The sequence below is a fragment of the Acaryochloris thomasi RCC1774 genome (assembly GCF_003231495.1).
Taxonomy (GTDB): Bacteria; Cyanobacteriota; Cyanobacteriia; order Thermosynechococcales; family Thermosynechococcaceae; genus RCC1774.
Genome location: NZ_PQWO01000007.1, coordinates 56,540 through 71,005, shown reverse-complemented (window position 1 = coordinate 71,005; position 14,466 = coordinate 56,540). Strand labels below are relative to the sequence as shown.

General features: G+C 53.5%; 13 protein-coding genes and 1 tRNA gene. 8 read left to right on the top strand and 6 right to left on the bottom strand.

Going from position 1 to position 14,466, the window contains the following annotated elements:
- The first annotated feature begins 172 nt into the window (after nucleotides 1-172).
- The 3 genes from C1752_RS28950 to C1752_RS12715 are packed head-to-tail and all read left to right on the top strand — an operon-like array spanning nucleotide 173 to nucleotide 1,074.
- The gene (locus C1752_RS28950; RefSeq protein WP_199464384.1) at nucleotides 173-367 is read left to right on the top strand and encodes a hypothetical protein; all 195 of its coding nucleotides are present in this window, start codon (nucleotides 173-175) and stop codon (nucleotides 365-367) included.
- A gap of 18 nt (nucleotides 368-385) precedes the next feature.
- Nucleotides 386-739: a hypothetical protein gene (locus C1752_RS28945; RefSeq protein WP_199464383.1), complete on the top strand. Its 354-nt coding sequence runs from the start codon at nucleotides 386-388 to the stop codon at nucleotides 737-739.
- Nucleotides 727-1,074 (top strand): hypothetical protein, encoded by a 348-nt coding sequence (locus tag C1752_RS12715; protein WP_110986452.1) that lies wholly within the window; start codon nucleotides 727-729, stop codon nucleotides 1,072-1,074. Before C1752_RS28945 ends, C1752_RS12715 begins: the two co-directional genes overlap by 13 nt.
- Before the next feature lie 121 nt (nucleotides 1,075-1,195).
- On the opposite strand, the gene C1752_RS12710 is transcribed toward C1752_RS12715, so the two are convergent.
- Entirely contained in the window at nucleotides 1,196-5,344 is a 4,149-nt protein-coding gene (locus tag C1752_RS12710) for an Eco57I restriction-modification methylase domain-containing protein (protein ID WP_110986451.1), read from the bottom strand.
- Nucleotides 5,345-5,513: 169 nt separating this feature from the next.
- On the opposite strand from C1752_RS12710, the gene C1752_RS12705 reads away from it, so the two are divergent.
- Both C1752_RS12705 and C1752_RS12700 read left to right on the top strand, forming a co-directional pair.
- Nucleotides 5,514-5,867, top strand: a complete 354-nt coding sequence (locus C1752_RS12705; RefSeq protein WP_110986450.1) for a PIN domain-containing protein — start codon at nucleotides 5,514-5,516, stop codon at nucleotides 5,865-5,867.
- Nucleotides 5,864-6,187: a toxin-antitoxin system HicB family antitoxin gene (locus tag C1752_RS12700; RefSeq protein WP_110986449.1), complete on the top strand. Its 324-nt coding sequence runs from the start codon at nucleotides 5,864-5,866 to the stop codon at nucleotides 6,185-6,187. The genes C1752_RS12705 and C1752_RS12700 overlap by 4 nt, the downstream gene beginning before the upstream one ends.
- A gap of 66 nt (nucleotides 6,188-6,253) precedes the next feature.
- Here the strand turns inward: C1752_RS12700 and drmD are convergent, their stop codons facing one another.
- A complete protein-coding gene (drmD, locus tag C1752_RS12695) occupies nucleotides 6,254-9,424 on the bottom strand; it encodes a DISARM system SNF2-like helicase DrmD (protein ID WP_110986448.1) in 3,171 nt (1,056 codons plus the stop codon).
- 281 nt (nucleotides 9,425-9,705) lie between these two features.
- On the opposite strand from drmD, the gene C1752_RS12690 reads away from it, so the two are divergent.
- Entirely contained in the window at nucleotides 9,706-9,885 is a 180-nt protein-coding gene (locus tag C1752_RS12690) for a hypothetical protein (protein WP_110986447.1), read from the top strand.
- A gap of 241 nt (nucleotides 9,886-10,126) precedes the next feature.
- On the opposite strand, the gene C1752_RS12685 is transcribed toward C1752_RS12690, so the two are convergent.
- Nucleotides 10,127-10,200 (bottom strand) — tRNA-Pro (locus C1752_RS12685).
- A gap of 102 nt (nucleotides 10,201-10,302) precedes the next feature.
- On the bottom strand, nucleotides 10,303-11,256 hold the full coding sequence (locus C1752_RS12680; RefSeq protein WP_110986446.1) for a glycosyltransferase family 9 protein: 954 nt from the start codon (nucleotides 11,254-11,256) through the stop codon (nucleotides 10,303-10,305).
- Nucleotides 11,257-11,392: 136 nt separating this feature from the next.
- On the opposite strand from C1752_RS12680, the gene ispD reads away from it, so the two are divergent.
- The gene (ispD, locus tag C1752_RS12675; RefSeq protein WP_110986445.1) at nucleotides 11,393-12,082 is read left to right on the top strand and encodes a 2-C-methyl-D-erythritol 4-phosphate cytidylyltransferase; all 690 of its coding nucleotides are present in this window, start codon (nucleotides 11,393-11,395) and stop codon (nucleotides 12,080-12,082) included.
- Nucleotides 12,083-12,183: 101 nt separating this feature from the next.
- Here the strand turns inward: ispD and rpsD are convergent, their stop codons facing one another.
- The gene (rpsD, locus tag C1752_RS12670) at nucleotides 12,184-12,792 is read right to left on the bottom strand and encodes a 30S ribosomal protein S4 (protein ID WP_110986444.1); all 609 of its coding nucleotides are present in this window, start codon (nucleotides 12,790-12,792) and stop codon (nucleotides 12,184-12,186) included.
- A 148-nt stretch (nucleotides 12,793-12,940) separates the two neighbouring features.
- On the opposite strand from rpsD, the gene rlmN reads away from it, so the two are divergent.
- Nucleotides 12,941-13,987, top strand: a complete 1,047-nt coding sequence (gene rlmN / locus C1752_RS12665) for a dual-specificity RNA methyltransferase RlmN (RefSeq protein ID WP_110986443.1) — start codon at nucleotides 12,941-12,943, stop codon at nucleotides 13,985-13,987.
- Here rlmN and C1752_RS12660 read toward each other — a convergent pair.
- A complete protein-coding gene (locus tag C1752_RS12660) occupies nucleotides 13,984-14,442 on the bottom strand; it encodes a nitrate reductase associated protein (protein WP_110986442.1) in 459 nt (152 codons plus the stop codon). The genes rlmN and C1752_RS12660 overlap by 4 nt on opposite strands.
- Nucleotides 14,443-14,466 lie beyond the last annotated feature (24 nt).

Here is a 14,466-nt window from a genome sequence, read left to right as displayed (position 1 = left end):
TTTAGCGCTATTTCTCAGAAGGCAGCGTTGCTTACGGTCAGAATTAGCGGATTGTTGCGTGATTGTAACGAGACCTTAGGAACATCATTCAACACCTCTGTATGCGGATGTCTTTGGCAGGTAGAATGCCAAAGCAGTCAGGCCAGAATCACTGTAAAAGATAGATTCAATGATGGATAGTCAGTCAGTAGTCGCACTTCACCTGAACGATTTGTGTCAGACAAAACCAGAACGTCCTGGCTGGTCACTTACTTTCGGAGCATCCTGTGCTGAGGCGGCTGCTATTTGTTTAGATGAACAGGGGCATATAGAGCCGATTGTGCTGCAAGTTGAAGGTATTCAGCCTTGCGAGATTGAGCTGAAATGAGATGCGGTGGATGACATTATGCGGCGGTTCAATGCGGATCGAGAAGTGGCTACTGAGTATGGAGCTTACGGTATTGCAGCGTTGGTGATGCCTTACCTGACGAACCTCACTGTGATCGAGCGTTCGGTGAAGGGGAAGGGCTTTGGCTTTGACTTTTGGCTTGGGTCAATCGATAGTGCAGGGGGTGGATTTCAGAGGAAGGCTCGCTTAGAGGTTTCGGGCATTCGGAGAGGTGCTGAAGCTGTTATTCAATCTAGAGTTAATATAAAGCTAAGACAGATTAGCCCTTCGGATACGGCAGCACCGGGCTACGTTTCTGTGGTTGAGTTTAGTACGCCTAGGGTGCATGTTGTTGAAAAATGCAGGACGTAGAAACGCTTCATAAAGAATCGATGGAACTGGTTGATCTGGCGGTACTCGCCAGACGGCAGGGCGAGAAAAACCGCGTTGTTGAGCTGGCAAGAGCTGCTTTTGAGAAAGAGCGGGCGGCGGCTGATTTGGTGGCTGATCAGTTTGACCTTGAGCCGACTCGCGCGGTACTGCATCGTAGTGCGGCTGCACTTGCGATCGCATCTGGTGCATTTAGAGAGGCAGAGCGTTTGATTGGACGAGCGCTTGCCGGTAATCCACCGAATGATATTGCTGAAGAGCTTCGGGATTTGTTGGTAAAAGAAATCTATTCGCAGCGTCAGACCATCGAACTCTGACCTACCACTCCCTGCATTCGCCTCCCTGCCCCCCAATTTGATACCGCTAGCAAAATAAATTTTTGTTTATACAGAGAAGCCACTCGCGGTCCCCTTGTGTGTGAGTTGATTAGAGCAATCTCTACAAGAACAGCTTCATCTGATCGTCTGGCGGTGCTTCTTTGCGAGGTGCTGCCTTTTTCGCCTTCGCCCTCTTTCTTTTTTTCTTTTTCTTATCGTGCAGTCCCAGCTTTACTTCTTCTGCATAGCGCTCATGGTTCAGCGCCAGCAGGCGATCGAGGACTTCGCGGCGGGCGGCTTCGCTGATGGTAAATCGCAGCCCTTGTTTGGTTTCATGGAAGTCGTGATTTAGAGCGAAGTCTTGCCAGCCGTAGGCGGCAGCGACGGCGGAGTCCATTTCGGTGTGGAGGGTGCGGAGTTGGGTGATGTCGGGGGCGGTGTCTTCGGGGGTGTGGAAGCGGTTGTAGGTTTTGGTGAGGCCGAGGTTGGTTGTGCGCATGATGGATTGGCGGTGGGTGTAGTAGCGTTCGCCAATGTCTTCTAGGTTGCTGTATTGGGTGGGAAAGGGGAAGGTTTCAAAACAATCAGACGGCGTATATTGCATATCTTTTCTCAAGCTCGAGCTGTATCTTCTAGCCCATACCTCATGAATGCTGGATTGAAGAATGGCTAGAGAAGAATTGGGAAAGACAACAACTTTCTCGTTATAGACCCAGTTATCAGCCACCCATGTGACTGAATGGATATTGGAAATTCTCGCTCTTAACAAAACGCGATCGCAACCCTCAACCGCCCCATAAAGCCCTGCCGCTCTTTCTGCAAATTGCCACCATTTCTCGCGGCGAACTTTCCGCTTATTCTTATCCCGCTCAGGCTTCACCTTCTCCCGCACAATCGCCAAACAATCAGGATAGTCCACCGCATAGGGTGGCCCCTTCGGTTTTTCCAGATCATCATGCTCAGCATCCAAAGGCCAATCAAAGAAATTAATCACCCAACGACTCGGCGACTGATCCGGGTGTGAGTTCAAGTCTTGTCCATTCAAATAAGGAAACAACACATCCGCGTTGCGAGCATCTTTCTCCATCAACGCCTCAGCCTCTTCTGGCTCTAAAACAAAACCCATGCCTAAAACGATTGAACCCTGAAAAGACTTCTCCTGATTCGCCGCCAACCGCTCAGGATTGCCCACCGCCTGCCCCGGAACCGTCAAGAACGGCGTAATCCCCTCCACTAACTTCTCATTCAGCTCAAAGCCGCCTGCCCACTTTCCCTTTTTCACCCAAATATGAGCCACCTCCAAATTCGCGCTCCCCGGCCACTTCCGGCTCGGCACCGCCCGAGGTATCGCCCGCCCCTTTGCCGCAAGCTGATCTAGCCCCACCTCCCGCGTATCTCCCTGTGCAATTGTGTTTGTTGCAATCAACCCCATCCCGCCATCTACTCGCAGCTCTTCATCTGCCCGCAAGAAAAAGTACGCACACAAATCCGCACTTCCCCTCACCCCTGCCGCAATCTGTCTCACTAAAAAGTCTCTATAGACAGTTCCCAACGCACCCGTAATCTTCTGCCCACCCTGAAACGGTGGGTTCCCCACGATCGCATCAAACCCACCCCCCTCCGCAAACACCTCCGGAAACTCCAGCTCCCAATGAAAAGGCCGCACATTATGCTTCTCTAGCACCCCCCGCAGCGCCTCCGGCACATCCCCCTCACCCCGATACGTCCGCAGCATAATCTGCCGCACATCATCCTGACGACTCTTCTTACTCGAAACAAAATAGCTCGTCACAAGCTGATCCGCCCCCAACAGCAGCCCGTTCACCCGCGTTTGCGCCAGCCCCAGCCGCCGCTCCTTCTCAGCCTGATCCGCCGTCGTCTCCACCGAAATATTCTCTAGCTGCCGCCGCATCTGCGACACCTCCTCCACCTGCGCCCGAATACTGCTCGCCAACAGCTCCGGCATTGTCTCATAGGTATCCATATTCCAGTAGCAGAGCTGCTCTACACTCACCCCCACCAGCGAATCCCCACACCGAAGCGCATGGTCTAAAAACGTAAACGGCTTATTCTTTTGCAGCGTAATTAACCACAGCGACAGCTTCGCCATCTCCACCGCCAGCGGATTCTTATCCACCCCATAAATGCACCGATCCACCACCAGCCGCCGCGCCATAATCAGTCGTTCCTCTGGGTCAGCAGGCAACAATCGCTCTGCCGCATCTCCCACAGAAAGAGACCCATCCGGCAACACTCTAATTTCTTGCCCCTTTTCAGCAACCTCCAATCCCTCTTCCCCAACCCCCTCTTGTGAGATAGGCATCCTGCCTGTCCTTCTTACCTCTTGCGCCTCTGCGCTTTCCCAAGCCTCCACCAGCCGCGCTGATAGATACCGGCATACCTCTACCAAAAACGCCCCGCTCCCCATCGCCATATCGCACACCTTCAGGCTCAGCAGCGCCGACGCTTTCTGCAGCCTCCACCTCTCTTTCGGCTTCCCCTCCGCCACCCCCACATACACCAGCGGCTCCAGCGTATACTTCACAATCTCCTCCGTCAGACTACGCGGCGTATAGTGCGTCCCCGTATCGCGCCGGTCACTCCCCTGCGTCACATACACGCTCCCCCCCGCAATCACCACCGGGTAGCCAAACGTATCCAGCCGCAACAGCCCCGCAAACGGTAGCACCCGCGCATACAGCGCCTCATCATTTCCGCAAGCCACCCGCAGCCGACTCAACTCATACGCACTCCACTCCTGTGAGATAGCCGTCCCGCCTGCCGCTGCCCCCAACCCCTTCTGCAAAGCAGACTCGCTCCGCCCCGTCTCCTTTTTCAGCAACTTCAGCAGCTCACCCGAGGTCTGAGCGGCGTCGAAGGCCCCCAGCGCCACCTCCGGCTCCCTATTCTTCGTCCCCACCAATCCTAAAATCGGCTCTGTTGCCCGCACCGCCGTATGGTCTAGCAACCCCTCATACACGTGCCCAATCTGCTCAATATCCAATGCCCGGAAAGAGATTTTACGAGACACCTTGCCCCCGCCCCCCGGCATCTGCACCTCTAGCAACTGCAGCGCCTCTAGCAAGTGCAGCACCGTTCTATTGTTGATCTCAATCGGCCTCGCCTCGACCCGCTGCCAGCGGCTGCCCGCCGCCCGCCCCTCTAAAAACGCAAACCGGTCCGGGTCAAACAGCGTCCCACCATAGGCAGGCAGCCGCAGCGCCTCATGCCCAATGCCGCCATACACCGCTCTAAAAATCGCCAGCAGCCGACACCATGCATCATACCTACGCTCTAAAATCTCCTCCCCGCTCTGATCTGCCTGCTCCCGCAGCATCTCTCGCAGCGTACTCACCGCATAAAACTGGTCATACACCGGATCGCCCAAGAGCAGCAGCCCCCGCTCCTCCGCCGAAAACAAAAACACCAGCCGCATCATCACCGTTAGCGCCGCCTCATAGAGCGTCGTCTCCGGCAACCCAGCCAGCAGCGCCCGATTCCGATCTTGATCGGCCCGGTCAATCGACTGCACCAGCACTTCCACCGCAGAGCGCACCTGAAAGCCGAGCTGGTCGGTCACCTCCTGCTGAGAGTTGATGCTCTCAGCTAACAGCGCCTCAATCGTCTCCGATTCGTCAACCCCAAAAAATCGCTCCACCCCCAGCAAAGACCGAAACGCCCGCAGCGTCAGCTTCTCCTCCTGCCACAGCGTCGCGTACCAAGAGATATAGCCCGTCGCTTCTCCCTTCGGTGCATTCACCAGCAGCCAGTGCTCCCCATTGGTCACCAGACCCAGCCGCACATCCGTACCGTGCAGCAGCTCCATCATCCGCGTCGCCGCACTCGCTGCCCACCGCGATCCTTTGACGGCCTTATTCAAATCCTGCCCCGGCGGATATACCTGCACCAGCAGCCGCGTATTATTTTCCTGCACCACCCCCCAATCAGGCCGCAGCGTCTCCCCCTGCTCCGCCACCGTCACCGCCAGGGCCGACGGCACCGCCTGCCCATTCAGCAGCACACTCTCCGGAAAGCCCAACACCTCCTGCAGCACAAACGCCACCCACGCCCCATGAATGCCCCGATCCGGCGCAGTCCCCTGCTGACTGGCTTGCCATTCGCTGTGGGCTAACCGCACCTGCCGCATCACCTCTGGGTCGTGGGCATCCAGCCCCTGCGGAAACGCCTTCAGCAGCACCGGCATACTCACAAACGGCCCCGAAGCCTCAACCAGCGATAACCATTCAGCGTGATGACGAGCAGTAGACATAGGTAAGTCTTGAAAACAGCTAAACAACCCACAGGATAGGCGAATTTTCCACCTTTGGCAGTGATTCAATCATTCCAGTTTCTGCGTCGCAAAACTGGAAACTTTTAGGGTGTTTGATGTTGGCGATGATTAGAACATAACGGACTAGCGACACTGTAGGCGGTGCTATATTATCGATGCTTGGAATGCTGGCTTCTTACCGGTGCATATTTCTACAGCCCTAGTGTATGAGTACGAAGATGTGCTGTCGCGAAAGCTCTTAGCGGTTCGATGGCGGCGGCTAAAACCCTTGCTAGCAACACTCGTTGCGAAAGCTCAGTTCACTACCCTTTACTTTTCATGGCGACCCAGTTCACCGGATGCTGGCGACGACCTGGTAATTGACTGTGCGATGAATGCCGGGGCCACTCTGATTACCTCCAATATCCGAGATTTTAGAAACGCGCAGAAGTCGTTAGGACTCAAGGCAATCACACCAGAGCAGCTAATTATCGTATTACTTTCGCAAGGAGACCCGTCATGAGTCGATTGACCCTACGATTACCAGAAACCCTTCATGAACAACTGTCACGGTTAGCCGAAAGTGAGGGCATTTCTCTCAATCAGTACATTGTCTATTCACTGACTCGGCAGGTTGGCTCATCCTATACAGTACAGGTTCTTTCCAAGTCAGCCATCGACCAGCAAGAAGCGAACCTAAAGCAGTGGATCCAGTCGTCAGAGCCATACTCTGAAGCAGAAGCCACCAAAATCTTATCGGAGCGTGAAGCTGTCCCGTTACAGGCACAGCTCAGCGCAGACACTATTGCTCGCTTTCAATCAATGCTTCAGCAAAATCAGTAAGTAGACAGGTGTAATCAAAGTAGAGAGCAGGTATTAAAAAATGCTCTATATAGCCCTCATTGAGACTCACTTAATTAACTTCTGAGGCACCAAATAGGCTACCGCCAGCGGAAACAGCCTTGGCGTGGGCTGGGCAAATCGCGCTTTAATAATGTCTGCTTCTTGCTCTATCTCCTGCGGAATCTGTTCTATTCGCAGCCGCAAACTGCTCAAGTTTCGCTCAAGCTGGTCCTTTTCTACACTGCTAAACAGCTCCATTTGCTCGACTTCGGGTTCATCTAGCTCACGGATAATCTGCTGGCGCAGTTCAGTCAGCACTGCCGTCATATCCGCCACTTCCTTTGCGCAGCGTTCGGCTAGCTTTTTCTGCAAACCTTGGGTGCGATCGTCCATCCGCACCTGAAGCGATCTCAACAAAGCCTCCTGATGTCCCGGCCAAGCCTCCTGTAGCGTTGTTTCAATGCGCTCCGGCACCGCCTCACGGCCTCTTATTTGCTGAGCCGCGTCCAGCGCCGCCTTGATCTGCCCCACATTCAACCGACTAAATCGTCCTTCCTTTAGCTCACCGCCCGCCGTGATAATCTCCTCATGCAACCGCTGCTGATCGCCACCGAGCACCACCAGCCGACCGTAGGCAATCACCACCGGATGGTCAAGCGTTGCAGTGGGTACCGGCCGCACCGTCACCCGGTACAGCTTGCTGCTGTCTTGGCGCGACCACACCTCTGCCCGCAGCAGTCGTAAACACATCTGCACCAACCGATGATTCAGGTGCACCAGCACCACCCCATCGCGCCCCCGCGCCAAATCTGGGTCAAACACAATGGGACGAATCTCTTCGGTGTGGGGATGCGCTAACCCCTCCGAGCAATTCGCCCAGCTTCCCTGCAGAGCAGGCAATTGATAAGCCTCACCGCCCAAGCCCGGAACCTCTGTCGGCAACAGCTCCGGCTGCCCTGCCAGCTCTAGCCCAATTTTCACCACGGCTGTGATATTTTCTGGCGTTAGCCGTAGGTCTCGACGCGTTTCACCTAGCTGTTCTTTGAGCTGTTCAATACGATCGCGTACCGACCGTTCAAACTTCATCAGTCGTCTGAGCGGCTGCGCCTCCTGCTCCGCTATCGCCGTGTCCAAAGCACCCCGCCGCCCCAGCATCGCCTCTTCTACCTGACTTGCAATTACCGGCCCCACCTTGCCCAAATCCTCACGGATGGTATCCACCTTGAGCGCGGCCCGCATCAAAAACTCCAGATCGCCCTCTAGTTCTCCCGGCTTGCTGCCCGGAGTCGCCTGTAGGGCCACCTGCTCAAACCCCCTCCCTACAAAGTGATAAATCTGCACCGCCGAGGCTCGCTGCCCGTGCCGGTCGATCCGACCATTACGCTGCTCCATCCGATTCGGATTCCACGGAATTTCATAATGAATCAGTCGCGAACAGTGATTCTGCAAATCAAGCCCTTCACTGGCCGCGTCCGTCGCCAGCAAAATCCGCACCGGTGAAATCGCCGGGTTTGCCTGAAATGCCGCCTTCACTTTTTCTCGATCTTTGGAGTCCATGCCGCCATACAGGGTCATCAGTTTCTCCTCGCTGGCTAAGCCCTCGCTCGCCAACAGATCAAAAAGCCATTTCTGGGTTGCCCGATATTCTGTAAAGATAATCACCCGCTCTGTGCCCCACTTCCCTTCGGGGCGTAAAACGGTCGCAATCCAGTCCAGCAGCTCTTGAGCCTTTGCATCAGGCAGCCGTGATGCCTGATCTGCCCAATCTTGCATTTGATTCAGCAGTTGTTGTTCAGCAACGGTAACTGCATGAAATAAGCGGGTGGAAGTTGCGATCGCATCATCCGTCGCCTCTTCATACACAGCATCATCCGCAAACGCCTCGTCCACCTGTTCGAGCTGACGGCGAAGAATCTCAGCGGAGGGCTTAGCCACGCGTTTTTTCTCAGAGTTCTCTCCTCGCAAAGATTTCTGATGCTGCAACAGCGTCGTCCGAAACGCCTCCGGTGACGAAAACAACCGCTTCTTCAACAGCTTTAGCACAAACTCAGTTGCATACAGCTCCGTCAGATTATCCTTTGCGCCCTGCCGCCGTAATTCCGTATAAACCTTTAGCCACTGGTGGGCTTGGCGTTCTTCTGTCGTGTAGTTGACTGCGATCGCCTCCAGCGTCCGTTCAGGAAAACGGGGTTTACCAAAATCATCCGGCGGCAGTTCCTGCTTCAGCCGTCTGATCATCACGGTTTGTAGCTGCTTGGGATCCGGTGAGACACCTCTGGCAAACCGCTGTGCATCCAACAGCTCTAGCAGCGCCGTAAAGCTCTCGGGATAACCATTATGTGGCGTCGCCGTCAAAAATAGCTTGTGTTCAAAATGCGGCTCTAGCAGTCGAATTGCCGCCGTCCGCTGCGAATCAATAGCGTACTTACCGCTGCCCGAAGGGGCAACGTTATGAGCCTCATCCACAATCATCAAATCAAACCGTCGGGGATACAGCGATTCGCCCTCAGCCGGGAGAATTTCGCGAAACAGACGTAGAGGGCGATCTCGCTTTATAAAATCAACCGACGTAATCAGCCTCGGGAAATGCCCCCAAGGATTCACGTGAATTCCCCTGCGCCGACGCAATCCCTTCATCAGCTCACTATTTACGATGCGAAAATCGAGCCCAAACTTACTTTGCATCTGCTCTTGCCACTGCACCTGCAAAGACGACGGACAAACAATCAAAATCCGCCTGGCCCGCTGCCGAAGCATCAGCTCTTGGGCCACTAACCCCGCTTCAATTGTCTTGCCTAAGCCCACATCATCCGCAATGAGTAAATTCACCCGAGGCATCTGCACCGCCCGCACCACAGGATCAAGCTGATAATCCTCAATATCTATTCCACTGCGAAACGGTGACTGCACATTTCGTACATCCGCCACCGAAGCCGCTCCCCACCTCACCGCATCCAAAAATGCGTCCAACCACTCAGGCCGATCAAACCCCGTCGGCTCTGGTAGCTCAGCTTTCTCATACACACGAGCCCCAGGCTCCAGCTCCCAAATCACCTGAAGCTCTTGACCCAGCGCATCATCCTCAACCGAAGACAGTGTAATTAAATGTTGAGATGCCTGTGGGCCAGACGTCGCAAGAAGTGCAGGCAGTTGCATCTTCTTTATATCTGTAACAACAAAGCGACTCTGACGAACATCGACTAGCTGACCCTGCTCAGGGATAGAAATGGTGCGCACAAAAATAAGAGCCTGAAATATCTACCCTGCCCAGGATATACCAATATTAAATTGCAGTTATCGCCGTCGCCAGATGAACTAAGACAGCACTGCTTCAGCAGACATAGTTTTCAAGCGAGGACTCAGGAATCTCAAGCAGTTATATTCGCCGACACACGATAGTTGGATTATCTACAATAACTCTGAGACAACTCTTAAGCTCATAGCTGAGCGTGGGATCAAGCTAACACCTACCATTTATGACTCAGAAACTTGTCATCAAATCATAAGCCCTCAGACTCATGAGTGATTATCAACTTTTGTCCAGCAAAATTAATGAAGGTGTAAAGGCTGCGATCGCACAGGCTCTTGATCGACACCGAAGACTAGGCGAATCTATTGCTGTCTGGCGTGACGGCGAAGTAGTGATTCTTCCACCAGACCAAATTCCTGTAATGGATGATCAGTTGAGAGCAGAATGAGACCTAGCAACTTAGTCATTGTGTTCAGGGGCTAGCTGGAGACCAAGCGCTGTGAGTACCCCTGTTGCTGGTTGGCCTTCCCCTTGGTCAGATTCCTCTAGCTCTGTATCCCTTGGATAGACTCTAGATGCTCTAGACGGTTTAGGAGCTTTTAATACGACTCAACACTCTGAATGACCAGCTCTGAGACATCATTCACCGTCAGAATAAAAGGAGCGGGGGCGATCGCCCTTACGCTCAATCGGGATGAGAGGATTTGAACCTCCGGCCCCTTCGTCCCGAACGAAGTGCGCTACCAAACTGCGCTACATCCCGTTGATGCCTATTCTCTTATTCAGATTATCATGGACCTCCAGTCCGCTGAGAGTCACACCAGACAAACCCCAGTGCCCCGTCGTCACTCGCCCCTAATAGCCCCTAGAGTTTCGTTTTCTCCAGCACCTGAATCGGCGAAATATCGCTGATGTTGCCGGTATTAGATTTTAGACCTACAGCTAAATCACTGTCAGGGAGCTGCTGCCCAGGGTTACGAGACCCAAATAGAGCCACAACCTGCGTATGAAGGGACACAGCCAAATGCATCGGAGCACTCTCAGGGCAAATGAGCATCTGGGCACCATCAATCAGCGCGGCCAGCTTGCCAATGCCTGTCGGTGAACTGAGCTTGAGAGCAGTGCTTTTATTCATCAACGTCCTTGACCAGTCGGGAACCTTCGGATCATCAATCAAGACAATCGGCAGGTCAGGCTGGCGCTCCTGCAACCCCAGAACAATCGACTGCCACCCGTCAATAGGGTAGCGATCGAGCGGGTTTAAGCGGGGGTAAATATCGCCATGAACGATGACATATCCCTGCTCAGGCGAAAGGCCCAAGCGCTGCTGTTCAGATTCTGCCCATTGGCGATCAGAGCTTGGAATACTAATGGCGATTTCGGGACAGGCGCTCGTGATTCCCATGCCGTGCAGCAGATCATGATATTGATAAGCCATATACTGCTTAGTCTTCAGGGGCACAGTATCGGTATAGAAGAAACCTCCAGAACCATCGTAGGCAATGCGCTTGGGAATCCCCATCAACCAGAGCAGAATGCCCATTTGCCAGCCCTGCCCCATGTAGATCGCAGCATCATATTCGCGATCGCGTCCTAAACCAATGAGATTGCCCCAATCCGCTGGACCTGTGCGACCAATAAAATCAAAGGTCATTACTTTATTGACCACTGGACAGACCCGGTAAGAAGCCTTGGCGCGCGGCTCTACCATCACATCAATCTGAGCGCTAGGATACTCCTCTTGCAGATGTTCTAACGTGGGGAAAAAGAGAAGCTGATCGCCAAGTCCGCCGGGAATGAGAGCTAATACACGAGTCATGGATTTTTGAAATGCTTCTGAGTGGGGTGGCCCGAAGGCTTGACGACTTTATTGTAATGGAACATCGACCTTGACACCCTTAATTGAGAGGGGCAGTCTGCCAGTAGGATTGGAAGAGGCAAGGAAAAGGACAGGTATGCACTTACTAATACCGGCAGCAGGGGTAGGCCGACGGATGGGTAGCGATCGCAACAAGCTGCGGCTGATGCTGCTTGATAAACCGCTCCTAGCCTGGACGCTCTTAGCGGCCCATGCTTCTGAGCGCATTCAGTGGATTGGCCTCATCGGGCAGCCCGACGACTGGCCCACCTGGAAAGAGATGCTCCAAAATCTGCAGATTACCAAGCCAGTGGAGCTAGTCCAGGGCGGCACAACTCGACAGGAATCTGTTTACAACGGTCTTCAGGCTCTCCCTTTAAATGCAAAGCAGGTTCTGATTCATGATGGTGCTAGATGCCTAGCGACGCCAGAGCTGTTGGATCGCTGTGCGGATGCTTTAAACCATCACCAGGGACTGATTGCGGCTGTTCCAGTCAAGGATACGATCAAGGTTGTCGATCAGGAGGGCAGAATTCAGAGTACACCCGACCGCTCAAATTTATGGGCCGCACAGACGCCTCAAGGGTTTGGGGTGCCTTTACTCAAGCAGTGTCACGAGCAGGGCAAGCAGCAGGGTTGGGAGGTGACCGATGATGCAGCCTTGTTTGAAAAGTGTGATTTGCCGGTCCACATTGTGCCAGGGGAAGAGACAAATCTAAAGGTGACGACACCGGAAGATCTTGCGATCGCAACTCAAATTCTCCACCAACGCCAAACATCGCCATAGCGTCTCAACACTTAAAAAATCCCTCTCAAGCTGACGGGCCTGAGAGGGACAAAAAGAATGAAATCAGAACCAATGCCGCGGTTCATAAAATTCGAATAAGCCTAACCCTTACGGGAGTAGTATTCCACCACCAGTAGCTCATTGATTTCAAGAGCGATCCATTCACGCTCAATGACGCCAGTGACCTTGGCCGTCATATTGTTCTTGTCGAAGTCTAGGTGAGTGGGGACATTCGCCAAACCCGGATACTTCAGGTTCTCTTCCACCATCGCCTTCGAATTATCTTTGTTCCGCACCCCAATTACATCGCCAGGGCGGCACTGATAGCTAGCGATAGAAACCACTCGACCATTAACCGTAACGTGGCCGTGGTTCACCAACTGACGCGCTGACGGAATGGTAGGTGCCATACCGAGTCGAAAGATTGTATTGTCTAACCGCATTTCTAGAATTTGCAGCAGCACCTGACCGGTGGAGCCGCCCGACCGCTTAGCCTTACGCACACAGCGAAGCAGTTGCTTTTCAGACAGACCATAGTTGAAACGCAGTTTTTGCTTCTCTTCGAGCTGCGTTCCATATTCTGAGCGTTTTTTGCGCCCTTGACCATGCTGTCCAGGTGGGTAAGCTCGTCGGGCTGTCTTGCGCGTTAAACCTGGCAAATCCCCCAGACGACGAACCACTCTGAGGCGCGGGCCTCGATATCGCGACATATGAATTCCTTTTACTTAGATTGTCTCAGTCAGAATTTCTAGTATACGCCTTGCGTCGAATTTGGTTCAAGCGTTTTCTTGCCGAGTTCATTAGAGGGGCATTATGGTGAAGGGAATAAGGTCCCAAGACACGGGGAATAGGTAACGAATGACTAAGAGCGCAGCAATACCGCCCTTACTGGGAGCATCAAAATCAGAGCTAACAGACTGGGTGCAGTCACAAGAGCAACCGGCCTATCGGGGTGGGCAGCTCCATCAGTGGATTTATCAGAAGGGCGCACGATCGCTAACGGAGATCACGGTATTCCCGAAGGTGTGGCGATCGCAACTCTCAGACACCGCCATCGGACGTTCAGAAATCCATTTGCGGTCTGAAGCCAGAGACGGCACCGTCAAATACCTGCTGCGAATGACGGATGGTCAGATTATTGAAGCCGTAGGCATCCCCACCCAGAAGCGGCTAACGGTGTGCGTCTCTTCTCAAGTGGGCTGTGCGATGGCCTGTAATTTTTGTGCCACGGGCAAAGGCGGCTTTACGCGCAATCTTGCTAGCCACGAAATTATTGATCAAGTACTGACGGTTCAAGAAGATTTCGGACAGCGGGTCAGCAACGTCGTGTTTATGGGCATGGGGGAACCGCTCTCGAACCTAGAGAACGTCTTGGCAGCAGTGCGATCCATCAACACAGATATCGGCATTGGTCAGCGGTCGATTACCGTCTCAACGGTGGGCATCCCCGGCCAGATTCGGAAGCTGGCTAGAGAGAAACTACAAATTACGCTGGCGGTGAGCCTACATGCCTCGAGCCAAAAGCTGCGTAGTCAGTTAGTCCCCACGGCCAAGGGATATCAGCTAGAGGCACTGCTAAAAGACTGCCGCATCTACGTAGAGATCACAGGGCGGCGAGTCACCTTTGAATACATTTTGCTCTCCGGCATCAACGATCAGCCTGAACATGCTCAAGAACTTGTTCAGCATCTGCGCGGGTTCCAGAGTCACGTTAATCTGATCCCCTATAATCCCATCTCTGAGGTAGACTACCAGCGGCCCACAGGCGAAGATATGCAAACGTTCCTGCAGATTTTAGAGGAGAACCACATTACGGCTAGCGTACGTCGTTCTCGTGGACTGGACCAAGATGCGGCCTGTGGTCAACTCCGAGCCTCTCAGATTCAGCAACAGGCGGTGGGCTAGGCCAGCTCAAATTCCTTGAGAGCAGGCACAAAGTTGAGGCTTTCATGACTAGGGCGACTGAGCTTAATTAGAGCAAAGCGCTGTAGTGGCGTCAGTGCCTGCCACTGTTCCAGAGTGAGAGTAATGTTGTGGGCCTGGGCTTTTTCCTGCAGCCCTTCAGGGATAGCAGCAACGTTGAGCCAGCTCGGATGCTCGTCAATGGCAAGCTCCGACGCTTGGGCTTGAGTCCGCTGCCAGATTAAATCCTTGAGCTGCTGCCGATAGACTTGAATCTCGTCAGGGGTTGAACAGGGCAAATCTACAAGCTGCTGTCGTTCCTCAGCCGTAAATTCGTTCCACTGCGCCAGCTTCAGCTTGATCCCACAGGTATCTAGGTTCAGACGCACCGCCATTGGGATACAGCGCAGCGAATCCGTGAAGTCGGCTTCAAACTCAAAAAATTGCGGCTTGTTCATACACCCAGAGAAAGAGGAACGCGA